This is a genomic window from Candidatus Vicinibacter affinis (assembly GCA_016714365.1).
Classification (GTDB): domain Bacteria; phylum Bacteroidota; class Bacteroidia; order Chitinophagales; family Saprospiraceae; genus Vicinibacter; species Vicinibacter affinis.
This window is the reverse complement of sequence record JADJNH010000005.1, coordinates 2,419,523-2,441,186: the sequence shown is the minus strand read 5'-3', so window position 1 is coordinate 2,441,186 and position 21,664 is coordinate 2,419,523. Positions and strand designations below refer to the sequence as shown.

Here is a 21,664-nt window from a genome sequence, read left to right as displayed (position 1 = left end):
TAAACATGTGGCTGCTATTGGTGTTTTGTAACTCATGAAAATAACAGCGTTTTGGATCAGAAGGGATCTCAGGCTCGAAGACAATCACGGACTTTATGAGGCATTGATGTCCGGGAACAAGGTTCTCTGTTTTTTCATATTTGACCGCCACATTCTTGAAACTTTGAACAACAAAAAAGATCCAAGACTTCATTTTATTTACCAACAAGCGTTAACCCTCAAACAAAAGCTAAACAAATTAGGCTCTGATTTAATTGTAACCCATGATTACCCACTTGCTGCCTGGAAAAATTGGATTCAGATATATGACATTCAATCACTTTATCTAAATCGTGATTATGAACCCTATGCAATACAAAGGGATTTGAAAATCAGTGAATTATTTAAATATAAGGGTTTAAGCTTTCATTGTTTTAAAGATCATGTACTTTTCGAAAAAGAGGAGGTGTTGAAAGATGACCAGACACCCTACACAGTTTTCACTCCATACAAAAGAAAATGGATGGAGAAACTGAATCAAATTGGTATTTCTAAGGTTTTTATCGATTATAGAAACGAACTTTATTTTGACCAATTTATTCAGCTAAGTCCTACCCCATATATTTCTCTTGAATCGATGGGTTTTGAACCCTCCACCCTATCGATTCCTGGGTCTGGAGCTTGGGAAAAAATTTTGGCCGGATATTCCACTTTGAGAGATTTTCCAGCAGTGCATGGGACCAGTCGGTTGGGTATTCATTTACGTTTTGGCACCGTGAGTATTCGAGAGATTGCAAGAAAGGCCTTTCAAGTATCCGAGGTTTTTCTGAGCGAATTAATTTGGCGCGACTTTTATTCTATGATTTTACAGGCATTTCCGGAGGTGATTGGGCATGCTTTCAAGCCTGCATATGATCGCATAAAGTGGTTGAATTCTGAAGAGAAATTTAAACTTTGGTGTGAAGGAAGAACAGGTTATCCGCTTGTGGATGCAGGAATGCGTGAGTTAAACAAAACTGGATTCATGCACAATAGAGTGAGAATGGTGACAGCTAGTTTCCTGGTGAAACATTTATTGATAGACTGGAGATGGGGTGAAGCATACTTTGCGGAAAAGTTATTGGATTTTGATGTGGCAAGCAATAACGGAGGTTGGCAATGGGCAGCCGGATGTGGTACCGACGCAGCGCCATATTTTCGAATATTTAATCCCGAGGCCCAACAAAAGAAATTTGATCCTAAGTTTGAATATATTCAAAAGTGGATACCTGAATTTAACACACCATCATACCCAAGGCCTATAGTTGACCACGGATTATCCCGCAAAAGATGCCTGGAAGTTTACAAAGAAGCCTTAAGTGATTGATTAGTATTTCGATCAGATGGTAGTAATTGTGCTAAAACGATTAATTTTAGGCATGAATTTTCATATTAAGTTGACATCTCTTGCTCTAGTTTTGGTTGGTTTAATTGCCTGCAAAGATGATGACCAGTCCTCGAACGTACCCTTCATAAAATTTTTAAATACCAATAAGAAAATTATGAAACAAGGTGACTTAAATCAGGATTCACTTTGGCTTAGTTTTAGTTTTGAGGATGGCGATGGAGATTTGGGATTTGGATCGAGCAGTGGCAATCAGGATATATTTTTAATTGACAAACGCACTGATCAGTTGCAAGATGCATTCAAGATTCCTGACCTACCGGATGCTGGGGGAAAACCAATCAGTGGTAATGCATCTATTCTTATTTTCACAACCTGTTGTCTGTTTCCAAACAACATTCCTCCATGTTCCAATCCGGTTCAGTTTCCTAATGATTCTTTAAGATATGAGCTCTATATCAAGGATCGTGCTGGGCATGAAAGCAATCACGTCATTAGCGATTGGATAGTACTAAGTTGTCAATAGTTTTAGAGAATTAATTGAATTTCTTTTTTGATGGCGTTCAGTGCAGTTTGGACTCCAACTTCGGCAGTTTGGTTTTTTTGATCAAGCAGCATTTGTGAAAATTGAGAAATCTCCATATTTTTATTGGCATCATTCAAGGATGAATCTAAGGCAAAGAGCACCTCATTTTTAGCAAAAAGGATAATTTCCCATAATTTGTCACTAACATATATTTGTTGTACCATATTATGTTCAAATTCCTGATGCACACTAATCATTAGAGTTTTGACCCAGACTTCAGGGGTAAGGTCTTTGGTTGAAAAACGTACCACAAGATTTTGTAATCTGATTCTCTCGAGGAAGAGGGCCAATCGTTCGTAAGACTGAAGCTTAAGTGGGAGACTTTGAGCTCCGTTGGCTGATTTTGTTTCCGAGATCCTTTTAAATCGTTCAAATTCAAAATACTGCCTCAGCATATAGTATACTACAGCAAATACGGTTAGGGCAGGAATGGTTAGCTTAAATATTTCTAAAACAGTCTCCATGATTAAAGTTGAACTGCGAAGGTACAGTATTGATCCAATTCCCTATACAGGAGAACATTTTTCTGTACTTTTGTGTTATTAATTTCAAATGGAAAAGGGCATGGAAATCTTAACAGAAACTCCTGTAATCATTACAGATTCAGCCAGAATTCAGCTGGAGAAAATTAAATTAGAACAACAAATACCTGATTTACATGGACTTAGAGTTGGGGTAAAAGGGGGCGGATGTTCCGGGTTCAGTTATGTTCTTGGTTTTGATACTCAGAAAGCAAATGATCAGGAGTACATGATTAATGGAATTAAAGTGTTTATGGATCCTGCTCACGCGCTGTATCTTGTAGGCATGCAGATTGAATGGGTAGAGGGTCTAAACAATCGCGGGTTCTCTTTTGTCAATCCAAATGCAAAGGATACGTGCGGCTGTGGTCAATCCTTCTCTGCCTGATCGCGTGTACCTGATTTAAAATGAAAGACATCTTTGATTTAATTTCCAGGATATTTTTATCCGCAATTTTTCTTTTTGAAGCTTTTACTTCTATGAAGTTTTTTGAAAGAACCAAAGGAACCATGACAGAATACGGCCTCCTTTGGAATCAGGACTTCTTATTGATTTGTACCATCATTGCTTTGAGTATAGGTGGATTATTTTTGTTGATAGGTTATAGACCGGCATTTGCGGTCACTTTGTTGCTGATGTATTGGATTCCAGTAACTTTTATAGTTTATTCCTTTTGGGACGACCCACCTGCCAAGCAAAATCTGCATTCTATATTTTTTATGAAAAATATAGCCATTATAGGTGGACTGATCCATGTTCTCATTTATGGAACAGGTCGATACAGTTTCAGAAGATTATTCGGAATGACAAAACTACCAAAAGAGAGTTGGTAAAATCAACCAATAATAAACAAGTTCTATGCTTCATTTTATTAAAGTGAGAAGTCGGCATATTTGTTTGGTTTGTATTCAATTGCTTTTTACTGGATTGGGACATAGCCAAGGTGATTATGATTTTACTTTAGATACATTTAAACTGTCGGGATGGCCAGCCTTACATTCCTTTAGTTATGCATATTACAAGGATAAGGTCTACATGTTTGGGGGGCGGATAGATGGAATCCATGAGAAAGAGTCTGGTTTTAAGAAAAGTGGAAGTAATGAAAATTTATTTGTTTGGAATACTGTAACCGATCAAATTGCAAAGTTTGAATTATCTTCTCTTCCGGATTCAATATTACTGCCCCTAATTTCAGCGGGAGCTTCTTTTGTTCAACAGGAAAACAAATTGGTGATAATTGGAGGTTATGGTGAATCGAAAACAGGGATTTTTGACACCTATCCCAGTTTAATCCAAATAGATATGGACGCCCTCGAAAGGGTCATCTCCAGTCATGGTAATTTTGCAGAAGCCATCAGCCAAATTCATGATCCAAAATTCAGAACAGCAGGAGCCCAACTTCAATATTTAGACGGAAAGTACTATCTGGTGGGTGGAAATCTTTTTGAAGGTGAATACAAAAGTAATTCAGGACAGATTAAGCAAATTTATCCTGAAACAGCGATTATATTTAGTTTGGAAAAGGAACTCAATACCCTTCAAGTAAAATTTGAATATCAATTCAAAGATGAATTCAACTTTCATCGAAGGGATTACAATATGGCTCCCTTTGTTGTTGCCCCTGGAATAATAAAGCTGATGATCTTCTCAGGTGTATTTCTCATCAACGAAAATCGTCCCTTTATGAACCTCGCACTGGTGGATACAAATGGTTATGAAGATGTGTCAAATTTCAATCAAAGATTTGCACATTATCATTGCAGTAAAGTTGGAATTTACAGTCTTGCCACGCAAGAAATGTCCGAGATTTTTTTTGGTGGGATGGCTGAATATTATATTGACTCATCCGGAATTCCATCGAGGGATCCTTTTGTACCATTTGTTAAAACAATTTCGAAAGTAAGCAGGTCAAAAGATGGCAGCTACACAGAATCACATTATGAACACCAAATGCCCGGGTTCCTTGGCACTAATTCAGAATTTCTTATTCATAGTGGAATTCCCCTATATTCTCCGGGTATTGTTGATCTGGACAAAATTAAAGCTGACACTTCATTTTTAGGGTTGATATTTGGAGGTATATATAATCCAACCGGAGACCCAAATCCATGGCAGAACAATAAAGCTGGATTAACTATGGCTAATCCATACCTGATTAAAGTTAATTTAGTTAAAAAAACAAACCCCAATTCCAGCAAGTGGGTTTATAAAAATAAGGACCCCAAAATATTCCTTAATGCAATTCCAAATCCTGTTCGTAACAAGTGTCAGATAAGTGTAGAAGGAATAACATGGAACAAATTATCCTTTTGGGTTATTAATCCTGAAGGCGATCTTGTATTTCATAAGCGTTATACCACTGGAGAAAACCCAATTATTAATTTTGAAAATTACACTAGTGGATGGTACATTATTTATGCACTTGTAGATGAAAAGTATTTGATACAATCTAAAACAGAAAAACTATAGAGGTTAACGAGTATTTTTAAATCTACTTATAGCGTCCCTTGTATATTCACTTAACACCAGTCTCCCAGAAATTTCTGCTCGATCTGGAAGTAATGTCAACCAATGTTCAGTTCTCTCCCAAAAAACTTTTTTCAATTCAATTAAAGCCAATGGATTTGACTCTAATAAAATTTTGGAAAAGTGGGAGATGTAAGCATCCATTTGCTCTGTAGTTTCAAATACTTCCTGGAACAAACCTTTATCCTTTGCCCATAGTGCGGTTTGCCATTCGGTGGCATTTAGTGCCATTTGAGAAAATGCAGCGACCCCAATTTTTCTTTCAACTGCAGGTCCAATCACAAATGGCCCAATACCTACTGCAAGTTCACTAAGTCTTACGGAAGCAAAGGTAGTAGAAAAGGTATAATCACATCCGGATGCTAAACCAACCCCTCCTCCTACAGCCTTACCTTGTATGCGGCCCAGGATTATTTTAGGGGAGCGTCTCATCGCCAGGATGACATTCGCGAATCCCATAAAGAACTTCTTTCCATGCTCTAAGTCTGTGATTGATGCCAACTCATCAAAACTTGCCCCTGCACAAAAAGCTTTATCTCCCCCACTCTTTAGTAAGATTATTGGACATTCTGATGTGGCTGAAATTTCATCAATGGTATCTGCCAAACTACTTAAAATGTCTGACGGCAATGAATTACTTTGATCTGTAAAAAATTCAATTGTTTCTACCTGATCCTGTAGAAATCTTTTCACATAGTTCCCCATATTCATAATTTAATGCATAAAATTAACAGTAAAATTTAATTCTGACGACGCCAACTTTTAAAATCTCCATTTGGAATTTCCCACACTGGAGGCATTTCACTTAGCGGTTCGGTTTCTTTTAACTCTTCAAGACAATCCTGTGCCAATTGCTGATATAATTCAGTACCTTTTGTTTTCCATAAGATCATATCGTCCGTTACATCTTTCACTTTTTTTGCAGGATTTCCTACAATAAGACTTCTTTGCTCGAATACTGATCGCTCTTTTATAAAACTCATTGCTCCAATAATACATTCTTTTCCTATTACACAATCATCCATAATTACTGAGTTCATTCCCACCAATGTGTTACTCCCAATTTTAGCCCCATGAATTATTGCCCCGTGTCCAACATGTACATTTTCTTCTAAGTGCACAGTAATTCCTGGGAACATATGCACCATACAATGCTCTTGAATGTTGCATCCATCCTCTACTACAATCTCGCCAAAATCTCCTCGAAGCACAGCAAAAGGGCCTATATATACATTCTTGCCTACTCTTACGCAGCCGGTGATCGCTGCTAATGGATGTACAAATGCACTTGGGTGAATGTAAGGAGTAAAAGATTTAAATTTATAATACATGGGGAAATGATTTAAGAATTATTGGAGAAATGTGTTAGGCAATAATTTTGTAATGTAAGAATTAGAAAATGATGAATTGAAATGGAGGCTATACAGTAAATTTATATTGCTACCAGTTGAAATAATGCAGTATAAAGAAAAGTAGCGCTTTATTAGCGAATAAATATAAATTACATTATTCGGTTGACAATTATTCAATTGCCTCAATAATGAATGCTTGTATGTTGAATTAAAAGGTAAAATTTCAACATAGTACAAGTATATTTTTTTCAATAACATATGGCTATTTGTACAAATAAAATTCTGGCACTTCTTATATTGTGTGAAATTACTGCTAAGTATGATATTTTTTGAAGTAGATTTTTTGAATTTTTTGGCCGATCTTGAAATCAACAATAACCGGGAATGGTTTAATGCAAATAAAGATAGATTTAAAGCAAAGGTCGAAGCTCCATTTCATTCATTTATTGGTAGAGTGATTGAATTATTGCAAAAGGAGAATCCCAAAATCACCATCACACCCAAAGAAGCAATTTTTAGGATTTACAAGGATGTACGATTCAGCAAAGATAAAACACCCTATAAAACTCACATGTCTGCTCTAATTTCTTCTTATGGCAAGAAAGAAATAAGTGCGCCCGGACTTTATCTTGAATTCAGTGCGGATAATCTTCACATTTATTCAGGAATATATCAACCTGATCCGCAGTCTCTTTATAAAATAAGAACTCACATTGCCAAAAACCAAAAAGAATTTTTAAAATTGTACTCTTCTAAATCATTTACTCAAACTTTCGGTGTTATCAAAGGTGAAAAAAATAAGGTCATTCCTGCAGAGTTTAAGAATGCAGCAATTCAAGAACCCTTGTTGTACAATAAGGCATTCTATTTTTTTAGTGTAAATGATTCCGAACTGTTGCTAAAAGAAGGCTTAGACAAATTGGTTTTGCACACTTATAAAGTGGCGCAGCCAATGAATGAATTTTTAGAAATGGCGTTGGTTTGATTGAATAACATCCGCTTCTCCCGTATCGCTGAGAATGTCACGGTTGATAATGATTCCGGCATTTAATTCAAAGCCAAGTATCAGGATGAGTACGTTGATACGAATCCAGACCAATGTGATGATGAGAGCGGAAATCGCGCCGTAAATCTTATGATAGGAGGAAAAATTTTCAACAAAATATCCAAATACCACCGATGTTAAAATGGATGCGGTGGTCGCAAAAATAGTCCCGGGAGAAAAGCCCTTCATCGGCTTGCGAAGTGCTGGTCCAAAACGATAAATCAAGTCAATTACAGTATAAAACAGAAGAATAATAATAACATATTGCAAAAGCTTAATGCTCAGCGCAGCAAGGGTACCCAACTTTAATAAGCCAAAGACCCAATTAAATATATAACTGCCCATTATAATAAGTACTATTGAAAAAATCAGAAGTATACTTAACAAGAAAGTAAGCAAAAGGGCAATCAGGTGTTTTTCAATCCAGCTTCTTCTGCGGAAACTACTTCTGTAGGTCTTGTCAAATCCACTCATCATGGAAAGAATCCCGTTAGAAGCAAAAAATACCGCCAATAAAAATCCAATAGATAGAAAACTCTTATTCGCTTTTGGTCGAATGGCACCCACGATGTTTTTCCAGAGGTAATCTTTGGCACCTTCAGGCATAATGGAATTAAGAGAATTTTCTAAGGTCGTAAAAAAATCCCAACTCTTGGGTAAATATGCAGTAAGTGTAAACAAAAAAATGAGGGTTGGAAACAAGGCCAGAAAGAAATTATAGGACATGGCACTTGCACGGGTTTCCAGGTCGTTTTTCTTTAATTCGAAATTAATAAATGACAAAGTAGTGTATATACTTACACCATAAAACCCTGGAAGTGAGTGGGTCTTCGACCAATGTAACAATTGTACAATGGGCCCAAAATTCAAAAATGCATTTTTTATTTTTTGAATCCCTTTAATCAAAGTATGATTTTAATTTGTCTACAATAATACTAGGGGCATTAACCCGCTTTTTAGTTTTTACATCCACAAAACAAAGAGTCACTTTTCCTTGATTTGCCAATTCTTTTTTCTCATTGTAAATTTTAGTTTCAAACTCTATGGTAAGTTCTGGTAAATGAATAATGGAAGTCTCTAAAATTAACAATTCATCATAGAAACATGGCCGGAGATATCTCACATTCATATTCATCACCGGCATAAAAACCCCTAAATCATCCTCCATTGATTTATAACTTAATCCAAGTGAGCGCAAAGCTTCTACCCTACCCGTTTCGTAATAAAAACTGTAATTTCCATAATAAACATAAGCCATTCGATCTGTTTCAGAATATCTGACCCTGACCTCTGTTTTATGCTTAAACATGCTCGCTGATCTTTTGCCTGATGACAGGGCAAGACATACAATGGGTACCTCCACGTGCACGGGAAAGTTCACTCGATGGTAAGGTAATAATCGTCTTCTTCAACTCTGAAGGTTCAATACTTCCACCTTCCACCTGACGTAGAAATTCATTTGCATGAATTACCGAGTAACCATGATTTCTAAAAGCTTTTTCGGTATTTGGATTGCGATCGTAAGTGAGGGCTACTCCAGGTCTGATGGTCAGCAAATTACAACCATCTGTCCACTGTTCACGCTCCTGATAGGGAGATTCACCATCGCCACTCCAGATAAATTTTATATCCGAACTGATTTCTGCGTGAAGAAAATCAAGCACAGAAGGATATTCCACCAACTCTCCGGAAGAACGGTGAACAGTTACGTAAGAACCAAGTCCATCTTTAACAATAGGTTTATAGCCAACAAAATCCAAATGATCTATCTGGGTAAAGAGGGTATCAATATGCATGAATGACCTTTCTTTTGGAACGTCAACTTCTACAATATTTTTAATCAATTTCTTGTCGAACAAAACTTGCTTCAGTGTATTTAATGCGTGATCTGTAGTGCGCTCACTGCTACCAATCAACAAATAATCTTCATTCAGTAACATCAAATCTCCGCCTTCAATTGAAATAGGCTCTCCTTTACGAGAAGGTGGAAAGTCATTGATCAGGTTAAGATTAATCAGTCGGTTGTCGGTGAGTAGATTGGCAAATTGAGGGTGTGCATAAATAAAGAAACGGGTAAGTAGGTTTTCCCGATGACGAACCGACTTAGAAGCTTTTGTAATTACCACATGATCTTTGATCGTCAAAGCAATGTCACGGGTAAAAATAAAATTTGGAATCGGATCAAATAAAATATGGTCCTCAGGATAATTGTATCCAGAAATTAATACTTCTGCCAACAAACCATGATCCATGTCATTTAAAGACTTAATGACGCTTCCTGGCAACTCCTCCCACTCTGCCAATTTCTGCAGCAACTCTTCTTTTAAAGGTATGCTTGCGTCCAGGGCTTCACGGATAAGAGTTTCTGTTTCCAAAACATTCTCCTCACCTATAAACATCCCCAATACGTTTGTAAATATTTTATGCTCACGTTGCATAGCTGGCAGATAAACAATGTCATCAAAGAGTAATTCACCTGCACGCTTAGGGCTTATTCGGTCAATACCTTCGTCGGGGGCATGGACAATGACTTTTTTCAGAGGCATGATTTCTGAGTCAACATATATTTCTTTAGACAAACCCATATTGAGGAATTTGCTGCAAATTTAGAGCTTTTCCTCACCAGAACACCCTACCTGTTGAAAGGAAGTTCATTTTGATGCCTAATCAATTGTATATCTGACATTTAGAGGTCATTTATTATTTGATTAAATTGTTTATATCTATCTTTTCTTCTAATTTATCCAACATTTTGTAATGCTCATCGGAACTTTTTCCCTTCTGGTCTAATTATAGGAGCGTATGGTTTTAAGTGAATAAACCAAAGCATCTTGCTCAATGTTACTATGTTCTAAATCTTCAATTCAATGGGTTTTCTTATAATGTTTATCATTTTTTTGGGGCTGGATCTTTACGTGTTTCAGGGAATTAAAATGCTCACCGCAGGTATTTCTTCAGGATTGCTCAAAAACGGAATTACCATTGGATTCTGGATAATCTCCTGGGGATTGGTGTTATTGATGATTTATGGTTTCTTTGGTTTTAGAAAGACTCACCATTTTACCTGGGTTTCACGTTGGACTTTGAATTTCTTCATTACTATTTTAGTAACAAAGATCTTTTTTATATTTTTCCTTTTTTCAGAAGATATATACCGATTTGTATTTGGCGTGGGTCAAAAAATTGTCCAACAGAATCCTGCTGAAGATCAGGCCTTTTTTCCAGACCGAAGATTATTTTTCAGTCAGGTTGGATTAATGGTTGCCAGTGTACCTTTTGTGTCATTTCTATATGGGATGACCAAAGGAAAATACAATTACAAAATCCATCATCACAAACTGTTTTTTGACGACCTTCCTGCAGCATTTGAAGGATTTAAAATTGCCCAGTTTTCAGACTTTCATTCCGGAAGTTTTGATGACCCTCAAGAAGTCCAAAAAGGACTTAACATGTTGCAAAATCAGAATTGTGATTTAATAGTCTTTACCGGAGATCTTGTTAACAACTCTGCAGACGAAGTTGATCCTTACAAGCATATGCTCAAAGAACTTCATGCTCCCTATGGAAAATTCTCCATCCTTGGAAATCATGATTACGGAGATTATATCGAATGGCCATCACAAAATGAAAAACAAAATAATCTTCAGCAATTGATAAATAATCATCACGACATGGGCTTTAGATTGCTACAAGATGAAAGTCACGCAATTGAGAAAAAAGGAGAAAAAATTCATATTCTCGGCGTCGAAAATTGGGGTGTTGGATTCGGTAAAAGTGGAAATCTTGAAAAGGCACTTGTCGGCACTCAACCCAATGATTTTAAGGTATTACTTTCCCATGATCCAACTCATTGGGAGCATGAAGTCAAAATGCATCCATCCAATGTACATTTAACCCTTTCGGGACATACTCATGGTGCTCAAATGGGTGTGGAGATTCCCGGATTTAAATTTAGCCCGGTTCAATTCCGTTACCCACATTGGGCTGGATTGAAAGAAGAGCTAGGTAGAATTATCCATATTAACCGAGGATTTGGATTTCTTGCTTTTGCAGGAAGAGTGGGCATTTGGCCTGAGATTACTGTTATCGAATTGCTAAAAAAACAGGTCTAAAAGTAAATATAACAGTTTTGGGCCTGGCGAAATTGGCGACTTTTACCACTAATTTTGATGCGGAGAACCAAATTTAGATTAACCACAAATGCGTTTGCGGATCAATGAACCACAACTTTTGCCAATTTTGTGTTAGTGGTTTGTCGCTTTTGTTCACTTTTGTCTTTTGTTGCAAATTTTGTTTGTCAGTCTGTTTCAGGCTAGTGTTTATATTCCGAATAAGTAATAAATGCTTTTCCATCATAAAGATAGAGACCTGTTTCTCTCGTACCCACCCAAATATTTCCAGTTTTATCTTCCAAAATTGACCAAATACTGCTGTTGAGCAGTCCATCTTTTTTTGTAAAACGATTGAAAGATTTACCATCGTAAAGGCTAAGCCCAGCACCAGCATCGCCACCAAACCAAAGGTTTCCTTTTTTGTCTTCTATAATCCGCGTAACACCACCGGCTAAGCCATCGCTTTTTGTAAAACTTGTAAATGAATTCCCATCATACCGGTAGGCCCCGCCCCAATTGCTGAACCAAATATTCCCGTTATTGTCTTGCAATTGAGGCCATGCCCAACTATGAGGTTTTGGCTTTGGCCCATCTTGAAATAATTCCTTTAGTTTAAGGTTGGTCACAGACTTTCCATCGTAACGGTAAACACCTTCGTTAGTTCGTCCTCCAAACCAAATGTTACCTGCTTTATCTTCTAAAATACGTTCCACGTTATCGTTACTGGTCAAAAAGCCATTTGCTGCCTCATTAATTGTGAACAGCGAAAAGGATTTGCCATCGTAGACATAAACACCATCTATTGTAACAAACCATAGTTTTCCGCTTTTTGCTTGCATGATACTGTAAACCCAATGCGAGTTACGATAGTATGGATTCTTGTTGGGAGGCAGGTTTTTTGGTAAAGGAATCTGGATTTTAACAAATGTTTTGCCATCGTAAAGACAAAGTCCCGCACCTGTGCCTATCCAAATTTTACCCTCATTATCTTCCAAAAGTGTATAAACATCATTACTGTTTAACCCATCTGTTACTAAAAACCGGCTAAAAGATTTTCCATCATATTTATAAAGACCATTTTCTGAGGTGCCAAACCAAAGGTTACCGGCCTTGTCCTGCAGGCTACATTGAACATTGCCATATCTAGGGTCACCTATGGTTTTTATAAGTTTTGAATGCCTATCAGATATCTTTTCTTTTGGTAAGTCTTTTTTAAATGGTTCGTTGCAGGCAGTCCCCAAAAGTAGTATTGTCAGAAAAGTAAAAACTTGAATTTGTGAGAAATATTTTTTCATTTTTTAAATTGTCATTGAGGTTTTGTTATCTATTTGTAGGTTTGGGTAATGCTCTGCAATGACCGCTAACTTCAGTTAAATTTTAAAATCAAATTTCAGAATACTATATAAGAAAAATCAAAATATATTGAAAATCTACCTTCCTGTCAACATCCGCTGAACACAGAGACAGCATAAATCACACCGCCGGATACTACCAACTCAAAAGATGAATTGCCACCGGAACTAAGCACTAACTCCCAAGTTTTGCCAAGATCACTGGATCGATACACACCTGCATCTAGACTACAAAAAATATAATTTCCTTGCTGCTCAATGTCATTAATCGCACTCGGCCTGAATTGAACCCCATTTCGCATATTTTTTCTGAGTAACTCTGGATTTAAAAGTGCTCCTGACAGACCCGCATCCGCTCTTATCCAAGTTTGGCCACCATCATCAGAAGTACGTATTCTGTTAGTCTTTATTCCAAATGGCGCCAAATTTTCCTTCCCCCATGGTCCCATCCCACTGGTTATAGCCACCATGTGCCCGTTAATCGTACCTGCACTTAGTCCCATTCCATCTCCAGTAAATGCCCAAACCCAGTTTTCCCCATTGTCTACAGACCTTAATAAGCCTTTAAAACCACCGGCAATAATTACACCATCTGAATAAAACATGTTCAGTATCATCCCTTCTGAAAAAACTTGTTTCCATGTTTTTCTTCCATCAATTGATTTATAAATTCCATTATCAGTTGCAACTAAAACAGATCCTCCGGGAATTTCAAGAATGGTACGAACCATTTTATCTTCCAGTGTTTTGTCCATAGGGACCCATATCTCTGTACCAATTAGTTTTTGAAATATTCCATTACCATAACTGGTAACATAGAGTCCCGCCCATCCATTGGATAGGTTGCTTATACTTTTACCCAAACCAAGATCTTCTTGCCATAAAATAGCTGAACATGTTGTATGGCCAATATAAAGACCTCTGTCTGAACCTAAAATGATCTCCTTGTCGGTTGCAATAACAGTATTTAAGGCTACGTCTTTGGGCAGGCCAATACTTACATCTAACCATGTATGGCCACCATCACTTGACCGATAAACGATTTTTGTGGCAGTTGGTTTTTCAGCCAACGGTTCTGAGTGAGCAAAAAACAAGGATTGAATAAAATGAAAAAAGATGAATAGATAAGTTGCCATTTTAATAATTTAATTGATTGAATGAAACAAATGTACACATAGCTAGATCTGAACCTTGATTTGGTTTGTAAAACGATGTAACAGAATTGTAAAAGTATGTTGAATCAAAATCTGGAGATGGAATCACTCCGGACATTGCTTAATTATAAAGTCGTCCAACAAAATCCAATTCCTTCAGTATCATTTGGATAAGAAATTTTAAAGATCGTTATAGCCTCAAATCCAAACAAAAGTTTAGAGAACAATATGTTAACTTTGAACTTCAAATTTGAAATTTTTTACATTTTACCTAACAATCCTTGCGCTCCTTAGCTTATGAAAATAACGTTTATTCTTATTTTATTTACCAGTCTACAACTTCTAATTGCTCAAAAATTAAGCATTCAGGAAATCATTCAACAAAAGGCAGATAAATTAGAATCCAAAGTAATCCAATGGAGACGTGACTTTCATGAGCATCCAGAGCTGGCTAATAGGGAATTCAGAACAGCTGCTATTGTTGCAAAACACTTGGAATCACTAGGCCTTCAGGTTAAAACTGGAGTAGCGGTTACAGGTGTTGTGGGTATACTCAAGGGTGGAAAACCTGGTCCGGTGGTGGCGTTGAGAGCTGACATGGATGCATTGCCTGTTGCTGAGAGAAATGACCTTCCGTTTGCTTCCAAAATTAAAACAAACTACAACGGTCATGAAACTGAGGTTATGCATGCGTGTGGGCATGACGCTCATGTTGCCATCTTGATGGGTGTAGCCGAAATTTTAAGTGGAATGAAGAAGGAACTGAAGGGTACTGTTAAATTTATTTTTCAGCCTGCAGAAGAAGGTGCACCGGTCGGAGAGGAATTTGGAGCTGAATTGATGATTAAGGAAGGCGTATTGGAAAATCCTAAAGTAGATGTGATCTTTGGTTTGCATATGAAGGCTGATTTGGAGGTTGGCAAAGTTTCCTGTCGACCTGAAGGAACCATGGCAGCTGCCTCCGATTTTAAGATAACTGTAACTGGAAAACCATCACATGGTTCTGCGCCTTGGCAATCAGTTGATCCAGTTGTTGTAGCCGCGCAAATCATCAACAATCTACAGACCATAGTAAGCAGAAATGTTAAACTTATAGACAATCCAGCAGTAGTAACTGTAGGGACTATACATGGTGGAAATCGTTTTAATATAATATCTGAACAAGTAGAAATGATGGGTACTGTAAGGACTTTAAGTGATGAAGATGAAATTTTTGTCAACAAGCGCATCCGTCAAATTGCAGAAAAAACTGCTGAATCTGCCGGGGCCAAAGCAGAAGTAGCACTACCCTATTCCGTACATTATCCTGTCACCTACAATGATATTGCGCTTACCGAAGCAATGCGCCCTTCATTAGAAAAAGCAGCAGGAAAAGAAAATGTTGTATTGAGACCTGCTACCACAGGAGCAGAAGACTTTTCATTTTTTGCACAAAAGGTTCCCGGTTTGTATTTTTTTGTTGGAGGCCTTCCTAAAGGTAAAGATCCAAAAACCTCAGGTCCTCATCATACGCCTGATTTTTATATAGATGAAAGTTCATTCAAAACGGGAATAAAGTCTTTTTGTAATTTGGTCATTGATTACATGGAGATGAATAAATGAAAACATTGATTGAATTACTGTAAGCCTTATAATTGGACAGCAAATATGAATGCCTTTATATTTACCGGCTGTTTTGTACAAGTGTGGTTTTGGAGAATTCTATTTAAGTTAATTATTAATTAGCATAGATGCAAAAGCTGAATATTTTAATTTTATTATTTTTGTTTTCCCTTAAAACAAATGCACAAAACGAGGAAATCAAATCAACAAATTCCTTCCTTATAACTGGCAAAGTGAAGGAGGAAAAAACTATAACACTAGATGACCTTAAAAACTATCCAATTATAGACCTTAAAGACATCAACACAAGTTGTTCTCCAAAAAGAGAAGAAAAATCAAAGGATGTAAAAGCAGTTTTACTAAAGTCCATACTCGACGACGTTGCCTTCGATTATAAAAAATCCTACATGCTTAATCAATATTATTTTCTGTTTGTAGCAGTAGACGACTATAAAATGGTTTTCTCTTTCAGCGAAATATTTAATACGGAAATAGGAAACAACCTCTATGTTGTTACAGAATTAGAAGGTAAAGGATTGGAAGATATGAACAACCGGATATTGCTATTATCTACAAAAGATATTAAAGGTGGTAGCAGAAACATGAAGTGGTTGTCAAAAATAGTAGTACAAATTGCCGAATAATTTTTCGTATAAAAATTTCTTATTTATATCAGGTCAAATGTGTTCCTAATTTTTTGTTTACTATAGATTAAATTTTTAACTTTAATATGGCTCTTATTGAAATAAGAAATTTGATTTCCAATAAGTTCAATATCATTTGTTTGAGATATAACAATAATAATAATTAACCTTTAATAAATATAACTTTGTCTTTTAATTTCAACATTACCGCCACTACTTTATATGGATTGGAAGAAGTACTTGCGGAAGAATTGCGTAGTCTAGGTGCGCTGGATATTGAAGTGTTAAATCGTGCTGTTCAATATAAGGGAGATCTTGCTTTGATGTACAAAAGCAATCTTATGTTGCGCACCGCAGTTAAAATCCTAAGACCTATTAGCACTTTCCGGGCTTTTAATGAAGATCAGCTTTACCACCATGTAAGGAAAATAAATTGGGACAATTATTTTGACACCAATATGACTTTTGCGATAGATGGCAGCACCAGTGGCGAAATCTTCACACATTCCAAATATGCAGCTTTAAAGTCAAAAGATGCCATTGCTGATCAGTTTAGGGATAAGTATGGATTAAGGCCATCTGTCGATACAGAGAATCCTGATATTCGCATCAACGTGCATATTTCAAATGAAATGGTGCATGTCTCGCTGGACAGTTCAGGAAATATTCTATCCAAGAGAAACTATCGTCTGAATCAGACTGAGGCCTCCATGAATGAAGTTCTGGCTGCAGGAATCATACTACTGTCAGGATGGAATAAAGATTCAGACTTTATTGATCCGATGTGTGGTTCCGGGACACTACCAATCGAAGCTGCATTAATTGCGCATAACATTCCTCCGGGTAAAAACAGGAACTTCGGATTTCAAACATGGCTGGACTTTGATAAAAATCTTTGGGATAAAATAAAGGCAGATTCAGAGCAAAATATTACAACTTTTAAAAAGAAGATCACTGCTTACGAAATTGATAAAAAAGCACTCAGTGTTGCCATTATCAATTCGGAACGGGCGGGTGTAAAAGAATTTATTGACTTTAAACAAATGGATTTTTTTGAATCAAGTTATGAAGGAGAGAAAGGGCATGTTGTGATCAATCCCCCATACGGCGAACGGATTGAAGTGGATGAGATTGTGGACTTTTATAAAAGTATGGGCACCCGATTGAAACACTTTTACCCAGGTTGCAACGCATGGGTGATAAGTTCAAATTTTGAAGCACTTAAGCATTTTGGGTTAAGACCTACACGTAAAATAAAATTATTCAATGGCCCCCTGGAATGCCGGTTGCATAAATTTGAATTGTATAAGGGCAGCAAAAGAGATAATTATTTATAGTCTTTGATCCTACTCCGGAAAAATTACACTTAATTTTTAGCCTCTTACATGTTTCATTTTATTATACGAATACAAAATGATGGATAATTACAATCACTCCTTTCACACCTGGGACAAATTAGCTGAAGAGTATGAGAATAAATTCATGGATTTAGACCTATACAATGACACCTACGATCTATTTTGCCAGAAGATCGGGGTGCCTCAAGCTAAGATTTTGGAGATAGCTTGTGGTCCCGGTAATATTTCAAAATACCTGTTTGGAAAAAGAGAAGATTTTATCATTGACGGATTTGATGTCTCCCCAAATATGATTCAGCTGGCTAAAAAAAATATACCTACCGGACATTTTTGGTTATTGGATTGCCGAGAGCTTCACTTATTGAAAAAGATATACGATGGGATTATTTGTGGATTTTGTTTACCCTATTTGTCAAAAGAGGATGTGGAAAAATTAATTAAAGATTGCTCAAACTTGCTTTCTCATAACGGACTTTTGTATATAAGCACCATCGAGGGTGATTATAATAATTCCAATTATGAATTCAGTAGCAGTGGCCAGGAATTTATGTATGTCTACCAACACCAAGCAGATTACCTGTCCAAATATTTTATAACCAATGGATTTAGCAACCCAACCCTAATACGCAAATATTATCCAAAATCAAATGGCATCAAAGACACTCATTTAATAATGATTGCTCAAAAAAAATAAATTCTCTTACTTTGAATTTTTCCAACCGTTGCGCAGGAAACAGAAAAAAGCAACTAAAGATGTTGTGTAGCAAACTACTTTAAATTAATGAGGTAAACAATGCAACTAATATTAAACCAGTTCATACTGTGTAATTAGCCTTATTCCATATGCTTTTTAACAGGTCCAAGATTTTTAATCACTTTTGATTTCTTAAGCTTTTCTTCGTGCTCCTTCTTTCTTTTTGAAATATAAAAATTGAAAAGTTCTTTTTCCTTAATTGGTTTTTGGGCTAAAGTCCTGTAAAAACTTCGGATCAACAAATCCTGCATATCATCAAAATTAGAGACACCATTTTCCTTATAGTAGTGACTTATTCTACTTCCCTCTTCAAATCCCCAATTGATAAGCATCCAACGCCCAAGGCTAAAATGTAACTTACTGGCAATGCTGTCTTCTGGTACTGACAGAATCTTGACCCTTCCCTCCGGATCTGTAAGTCGGAGGAGCTCCTTCATTGCATCTTCTGTATTCTTAGGAATGTATATGTCATCAATGCGAGACAAAGTAATCCTTTCTTGATATTTTTTTAGATAGGCTGTCGTGTCAAAGCTCTGAGACATGCCGATTTCTAAAAACAGGCTAAATAATAAAACAAACTTAACTTTGAATTCCATATTTAACAATTAACGCAGGTCAACACATTGTGGTATAAGGATGAATAATTCAATTTTTCCAAAAAAGTTCCCAATTACGGAAATTCTATTGTGCCTTGCCCTGGTTTTGAGCATGCTTTGGTATTTCAACGATTTTGTTGCCAGCCTCATATCGGCACTTTTAATCCTGGTTTGTATTTTCCTGTTAATCATCAGTTTGGCTGCAGAATTTCTTGAGAAATCAAAAACCCCAAGATGGTATTTTCTCTTATTGCTGGGTATTATTGCAGTTTCTATAACTTGCCTGATGGTTTTTGGACTCATTTATGGATTTAATTTTGACTGGATGAGGCCTTAACTGGGCCTTATTTGGGAAGTTTTTTCGACGGAACAAAATCAAGAGAAACAGAATTGATGCAGTATCGCAAACCTGTAGGTGCAGGTCCATCATCAAAAACATGGCCCAAATGCCCATTGCATTTACTGCATACCACTTCTACCCTAACCATCCCATGAGATTGATCCCTGTTTTCAGTTATTAGATATGACCTAATCGGCTGATAAAAACTTGGCCAACCTGTTCCGGAGTTAAACTTGGTATCTGAATTAAACAATGGGAGTCGACACCCGGAACAAACATATACGCCATGATCATGGTGATCCCAATATTTTCCTGTAAAAGACCTCTCTGTTCCTTTTTCCCTCAACACGAAGTGAGCCATTTCTGGAAGTGACTTTTTCCATTCTTCTTCACTCTTCTGAATGGGTAAAACTTGTTCCGGAATAATGATAATGGTATCATTATTAACCTGTTCAACAATTGCTTGAGGCTTAGTTGAATTTTGCACAGATTTTGGCTGACATGAAATGCTGCCACAAGTCAAAAAAGTAGAGAAAATATAGATCCATTTATTGCTCATTCTGAATTTTTTTATCTTGTTTAAGTGCCAATGCTACAATTTTACGCATAAGACTTTGAATGGTAAGAAACACCAGATATACAATTGCAAAAACGAAAATTATCCAGGAATATGTTTTGACTTCAAAAATAGATTTACCGGTAAGCCACCTTCCCGTAAAAATCAAAAAAGTAAGAATCAGTAGAAAGCCATAAATGGAATCCCGATAATAGTTCATCATTTCCTTAGAACCAAAACCAAGAATGGTATTTAAAATAATGTAAAATAACACCATGGCAGTTCCGACTAACCATATATCACCAATTTCAACCCAATCCAATTTTAGGATATTCAAGAGCAAAATAACCAGTTCGAAAACGAATACCACTGAAACGCAAACCCCAGCTTGCCAGAGTGGATTCTCCTTTATTTTACGATAAAAATCCATAATTGTTATGGGACTAATTCACCGATTAAATCAAAATGATCGGCTTCAGTAATTCTAACCTTCGCAAAATCTCCTATCCTGCAATAATCTTTTACAGAAATGTGGACTTCATTGTCAACTTCCGGACTGTCCGCCTCCGTTCGTCCTACATAATAATCAGTTTCCTTATGATCAATAAGCACTTTATAAACTTTTCCAATCTTTTCTTCATTTAGCTCTAGGGAAATCCCTTCTTGAATGGCCATCAGCGAGGCAGCCCTCTCTTCTTTTAAATTAACCGGCACATCATCCTTCATTAAATAAGCTGAAGTATCCTCTTCATGAGAGTATTGAAATACACCCAATCGGTCAAACCTTTGCTCTTCTACAAAATTACATAAATCATTAAAGTCACTTTCGGATTCACCGGGAAAACCAACAAGCATGGTGGTCCTCAAGCTAATTCCAGGCAAAATGTCCCGAATGTCACCTATTAACCTCCGAGTCTCCTCTCTTGTAATTTGCCTTTTCATGGAAGCTAAAATGCGGTCAGATGCATGTTGCAAAGGTAAATCCAGGTAATTACAAATTTTCTCCTGTGATTTCATAGTGTGTATTACATCAAGTGGAAATTTAGAAGGGTATGCATAATGCAGTCGAATCCATTCTATGCCTTCCACCTCGCAAAGTAAGTTGAGTAATTTACTCAAACTTCTTTCTTTATAAATGTCAAGTCCGTAATAAGTCAATTCTTGGGCAATTAAAATTATTTCTTTCACCCCATGTCTTGCCAAATTTCGAGCTTGCAGTATAATTTGGTCAATAGGAATTGAGATGTGCTTCCCACGCATCAACGGAATCGCACAAAATGAGCAGGTTCTGTTGCATCCTTCTGAAATTTTTAAATAAGCAAAATGTGAAGGTGTGGTTGTCAATCTTTCACCAACTAATTCATGTATATAATCTGCATTCAGTTTAGCCAGTAATGCAGGCATTTCCATGGTGCCAAAAAAAGCGTCAACTTCTTTTATCTCTGACTCTAGATTGTCTTTGTATCGTTGTGAGAGGCAACCAGTTACATATAATTTAGAAATTGCTCCACGCCCCTTCATTTGGGCATACTCCAAAATTGTTTCAATAGATTCTTCTTTTGCACGATCGATGAACCCACAGGTATTAATAATTACAATATCAGCTGGATCGGCCCCTGAAGGATTGTGCTCTACTTTGTAATGATTATAATCCAATTGGGTCATTAGATTCTCTGAATCCACCAGGTTCTTTGAGCACCCAAGTGTAATCAGCTGAACCTTCTCTTTTTTATAAGTTCTTGTCTTCAAAAAAAATATTTAGGCAAAGATATTAAAGCTTTTAAGCTTACGTTATAACAGGG

Annotated in this window: 24 protein-coding genes; 12 read left to right on the top strand and 12 right to left on the bottom strand. The window is 36.7% G+C overall.

Going from position 1 to position 21,664, the window contains the following annotated elements; translation table 11 throughout:
• Nucleotides 1-34: 34 nt before the first annotated feature.
• A complete protein-coding gene (locus IPJ53_09665; protein ID MBK7799370.1) occupies nt 35-1,345 on the top strand; it encodes a deoxyribodipyrimidine photo-lyase in 1,311 nt (436 codons plus the stop codon).
• Nucleotides 1,346-1,397: 52 nt separating this feature from the next.
• Nucleotides 1,398-1,889 (top strand): hypothetical protein, encoded by a 492-nt coding sequence (locus tag IPJ53_09660; protein MBK7799369.1) that lies wholly within the window; start codon nt 1,398-1,400, stop codon nt 1,887-1,889.
• 2 nt (nt 1,890-1,891) lie between these two features.
• Here the strand turns inward: IPJ53_09660 and IPJ53_09655 are convergent, their stop codons facing one another.
• Nucleotides 1,892-2,413 (bottom strand): hypothetical protein, encoded by a 522-nt coding sequence (locus tag IPJ53_09655; protein MBK7799368.1) that lies wholly within the window; start codon nt 2,411-2,413, stop codon nt 1,892-1,894.
• A gap of 88 nt (nt 2,414-2,501) precedes the next feature.
• On the opposite strand from IPJ53_09655, the gene IPJ53_09650 reads away from it, so the two are divergent.
• From IPJ53_09650 to IPJ53_09640, 3 genes are read left to right on the top strand one after another with little or no spacing between them, the layout of a single operon-like run.
• On the top strand, nt 2,502-2,858 hold the full coding sequence (locus tag IPJ53_09650) for an iron-sulfur cluster assembly accessory protein (GenBank protein MBK7799367.1): 357 nt from the start codon (nt 2,502-2,504) through the stop codon (nt 2,856-2,858).
• 20 nt (nt 2,859-2,878) lie between these two features.
• On the top strand, nt 2,879-3,304 hold the full coding sequence (locus tag IPJ53_09645) for a DoxX family protein (protein MBK7799366.1): 426 nt from the start codon (nt 2,879-2,881) through the stop codon (nt 3,302-3,304).
• A 25-nt stretch (nt 3,305-3,329) separates the two neighbouring features.
• Nucleotides 3,330-4,940: a hypothetical protein gene (locus tag IPJ53_09640; protein ID MBK7799365.1), complete on the top strand. Its 1,611-nt coding sequence runs from the start codon at nt 3,330-3,332 to the stop codon at nt 4,938-4,940.
• Between the two features lie 3 nt (nt 4,941-4,943).
• On the opposite strand, the gene IPJ53_09635 is transcribed toward IPJ53_09640, so the two are convergent.
• Nucleotides 4,944-5,702, bottom strand: coding sequence for an enoyl-CoA hydratase/isomerase family protein (locus IPJ53_09635; GenBank protein ID MBK7799364.1), 759 nt, complete (start codon nt 5,700-5,702; stop codon nt 4,944-4,946).
• 35 nt (nt 5,703-5,737) lie between these two features.
• Complete coding sequence (locus IPJ53_09630) at nt 5,738-6,328, bottom strand: transferase hexapeptide repeat family protein (GenBank protein MBK7799363.1); 591 nt, start codon at nt 6,326-6,328, stop codon at nt 5,738-5,740.
• Between the two features lie 340 nt (nt 6,329-6,668).
• Between IPJ53_09630 and IPJ53_09625 the strand changes: the two genes are divergently transcribed.
• Nucleotides 6,669-7,334: a DUF2461 domain-containing protein gene (locus IPJ53_09625; GenBank protein MBK7799362.1), complete on the top strand. Its 666-nt coding sequence runs from the start codon at nt 6,669-6,671 to the stop codon at nt 7,332-7,334.
• Here the strand turns inward: IPJ53_09625 and IPJ53_09620 are convergent.
• The 3 genes from IPJ53_09620 to IPJ53_09610 are packed head-to-tail and all read right to left on the bottom strand — an operon-like array spanning nt 7,314 to nt 9,979.
• The gene (locus IPJ53_09620; protein MBK7799361.1) at nt 7,314-8,300 is read right to left on the bottom strand and encodes a YihY/virulence factor BrkB family protein; all 987 of its coding nucleotides are present in this window, start codon (nt 8,298-8,300) and stop codon (nt 7,314-7,316) included. The two genes, IPJ53_09625 and IPJ53_09620, sit on opposite strands and share 21 nt — an antisense overlap.
• Complete coding sequence (locus IPJ53_09615) at nt 8,293-8,703, bottom strand: acyl-CoA thioesterase (GenBank protein MBK7799360.1); 411 nt, start codon at nt 8,701-8,703, stop codon at nt 8,293-8,295. The genes IPJ53_09620 and IPJ53_09615 overlap by 8 nt, the downstream gene beginning before the upstream one ends.
• Entirely contained in the window at nt 8,696-9,979 is a 1,284-nt protein-coding gene (locus tag IPJ53_09610; GenBank protein MBK7799359.1) for an arginine deiminase, read from the bottom strand. The genes IPJ53_09615 and IPJ53_09610 overlap by 8 nt, the downstream gene beginning before the upstream one ends.
• Before the next feature lie 297 nt (nt 9,980-10,276).
• On the opposite strand from IPJ53_09610, the gene IPJ53_09605 reads away from it, so the two are divergent.
• Nucleotides 10,277-11,506 carry a metallophosphoesterase gene (locus IPJ53_09605; protein MBK7799358.1) on the top strand — a complete coding sequence of 410 codons (1,230 nt, stop codon included), beginning with the start codon at nt 10,277-10,279 and terminating at the stop codon, nt 11,504-11,506.
• A gap of 200 nt (nt 11,507-11,706) precedes the next feature.
• Here IPJ53_09605 and IPJ53_09600 read toward each other — a convergent pair whose 3' ends face one another.
• Entirely contained in the window at nt 11,707-12,801 is a 1,095-nt protein-coding gene (locus IPJ53_09600; protein MBK7799357.1) for a hypothetical protein, read from the bottom strand.
• A 146-nt stretch (nt 12,802-12,947) separates the two neighbouring features.
• Entirely contained in the window at nt 12,948-13,994 is a 1,047-nt protein-coding gene (locus tag IPJ53_09595) for an exo-alpha-sialidase (protein ID MBK7799356.1), read from the bottom strand.
• 315 nt (nt 13,995-14,309) lie between these two features.
• Here IPJ53_09595 and IPJ53_09590 point away from each other — a divergent pair, with 315 nt between their 5' ends.
• From IPJ53_09590 to IPJ53_09575, 4 genes are all read left to right on the top strand, one after another.
• Nucleotides 14,310-15,614 carry an amidohydrolase gene (locus IPJ53_09590; GenBank protein ID MBK7799355.1) on the top strand — a complete coding sequence of 435 codons (1,305 nt, stop codon included), beginning with the start codon at nt 14,310-14,312 and terminating at the stop codon, nt 15,612-15,614.
• 128 nt (nt 15,615-15,742) lie between these two features.
• A complete protein-coding gene (locus tag IPJ53_09585; GenBank protein MBK7799354.1) occupies nt 15,743-16,258 on the top strand; it encodes a hypothetical protein in 516 nt (171 codons plus the stop codon).
• 185 nt (nt 16,259-16,443) lie between these two features.
• On the top strand, nt 16,444-17,595 hold the full coding sequence (locus IPJ53_09580) for a class I SAM-dependent RNA methyltransferase (GenBank protein ID MBK7799353.1): 1,152 nt from the start codon (nt 16,444-16,446) through the stop codon (nt 17,593-17,595).
• A gap of 76 nt (nt 17,596-17,671) precedes the next feature.
• Complete coding sequence (locus IPJ53_09575; GenBank protein ID MBK7799352.1) at nt 17,672-18,310, top strand: class I SAM-dependent methyltransferase; 639 nt, start codon at nt 17,672-17,674, stop codon at nt 18,308-18,310.
• Nucleotides 18,311-18,450: 140 nt separating this feature from the next.
• On the opposite strand, the gene IPJ53_09570 is transcribed toward IPJ53_09575, so the two are convergent.
• Nucleotides 18,451-18,966 (bottom strand): hypothetical protein, encoded by a 516-nt coding sequence (locus IPJ53_09570; protein MBK7799351.1) that lies wholly within the window; start codon nt 18,964-18,966, stop codon nt 18,451-18,453.
• A 40-nt stretch (nt 18,967-19,006) separates the two neighbouring features.
• Between IPJ53_09570 and IPJ53_09565 the strand changes: the two genes are divergently transcribed.
• Nucleotides 19,007-19,303: a hypothetical protein gene (locus tag IPJ53_09565; protein ID MBK7799350.1), complete on the top strand. Its 297-nt coding sequence runs from the start codon at nt 19,007-19,009 to the stop codon at nt 19,301-19,303.
• Nucleotides 19,304-19,310: 7 nt separating this feature from the next.
• Here the strand turns inward: IPJ53_09565 and msrB are convergent, their stop codons facing one another.
• Genes msrB through rimO form a run of 3 tightly spaced genes read right to left on the bottom strand, consistent with a single transcriptional unit; the run spans nt 19,311 to nt 21,611 of the window.
• The gene (gene msrB, locus IPJ53_09560; GenBank protein ID MBK7799349.1) at nt 19,311-19,865 is read right to left on the bottom strand and encodes a peptide-methionine (R)-S-oxide reductase MsrB; all 555 of its coding nucleotides are present in this window, start codon (nt 19,863-19,865) and stop codon (nt 19,311-19,313) included.
• Nucleotides 19,855-20,292, bottom strand: a complete 438-nt coding sequence (locus IPJ53_09555; GenBank protein ID MBK7799348.1) for a hypothetical protein — start codon at nt 20,290-20,292, stop codon at nt 19,855-19,857. The genes msrB and IPJ53_09555 overlap by 11 nt, the downstream gene beginning before the upstream one ends.
• Nucleotides 20,293-20,297: 5 nt before the next feature.
• Nucleotides 20,298-21,611 carry a 30S ribosomal protein S12 methylthiotransferase RimO gene (gene rimO, locus IPJ53_09550; GenBank protein MBK7799347.1) on the bottom strand — a complete coding sequence of 438 codons (1,314 nt, stop codon included), beginning with the start codon at nt 21,609-21,611 and terminating at the stop codon, nt 20,298-20,300.
• Between the last annotated feature and the right edge of the window lie 53 nt (nt 21,612-21,664).